The organism is Nonomuraea phyllanthi (genome assembly GCF_006334985.2).
In the GTDB taxonomy this organism is placed as follows: domain Bacteria; phylum Actinomycetota; class Actinomycetes; order Streptosporangiales; family Streptosporangiaceae; genus Nonomuraea; species Nonomuraea phyllanthi.
Genome location: NZ_VDLX02000064.1, coordinates 1 through 1,017 on the forward strand (window position 1 = coordinate 1; position 1,017 = coordinate 1,017).

The window sequence follows — 1,017 nt, forward strand, 5'->3', positions numbered from 1 at the left end:
TGCGCCCAACGGATTGCCTGATATCGTACTCGCCGAGTGTCTCGCCGAACTCGATCGACGTGTATTGACTCCCTCGGTCGGAATGAAAGATCGCCCCGTCGGGCATCTCAATGCGGGCAGCAGCCATATCGATGGCCGCGCACACCAAGCTCGCCGGATATCGCACGTCCAGTGCCCAGCCGATCACGCTCTTACTGAAGCAGTCGATAACCGTCGCCAGGAAAAGCGCACCCTCACCCGTATCGATCTGCGTGATATCACCGATCATCTTCTGGCCGGGCCTGTCTGCGCTGAAGTCGCGTCGCACCAGGTCAGGGATCGGAGCTGCGGTCTTGTCCGCGATCGTCAGGCCACGACGTCGCTTGACCTGCACCGGGACCAGGCCCATCTGGCGCATGAGCTTGCGGACGAGCTCGTCGTCCACCTCGACGCCGGCACGCCTGAGCTCCGCGTGAACACGGCGGTACCCGTAGGTCCGGCCGGATTCGGTGAACACGAAGTCAATCAAGGGTTTGAGATCCTCGCGCCGTTGCTCAGTCGCCGACATCGGCCGCTTCTCCCAGTCGTAGTATCCGGATTTCGACACGCCGAGCAGGCGGCACATCAGGATGATCTCGAAGTTGGCCTTCTCAGCGAGAATGAGTTTGTACTTCTCGCTTACGGGAGTTCTTTCGCAAAGAAGGCCGCGGCTTTTTTCAGAAAAGCGTTCTCCTGCTCAAGTTCCTGAACGCGTCGTTCCATCTCCTGAAGCCTGGCGCGGTCGATGGCTGCACGGGCCTCATCGGTGGTACCAGAGTTCTTCGACTTCTCCGCCTTCACCCAATTGCGAACTGTCTCTGCCACCAGCCCGAAATCGCGGGCAACCTGTGCAGGTGTCTTCCCGTCTTCGATGACGGCCTGCACGACTTCGGCTCGCAACTCAGGTGGATATATTCTCGGCTTCTTCGCCACGTGCTTCCTTTCCGGACTGTCTCTGACCCTACTTGGGTCCGAGTCCGGAAGGGTCGGGGCACCTCA

At 60.1% G+C, this 1,017-nt stretch carries 2 protein-coding genes; both read right to left on the reverse strand.

Annotation, left to right across the window (positions count from 1 at the left end):
- On the reverse strand, window positions 1–640 hold a 640-nt coding region (locus FH608_RS51160; protein ID WP_226900766.1), incomplete at its 3' end, for an IS3 family transposase.
- Window positions 641–657: 17 nt separating this feature from the next.
- Window positions 658–951: a transposase gene (locus tag FH608_RS51165; RefSeq protein ID WP_152315463.1), complete on the reverse strand. Its 294-nt coding sequence runs from the start codon at window positions 949–951 to the stop codon at window positions 658–660.
- Between the last annotated feature and the right edge of the window lie 66 nt (window positions 952–1,017).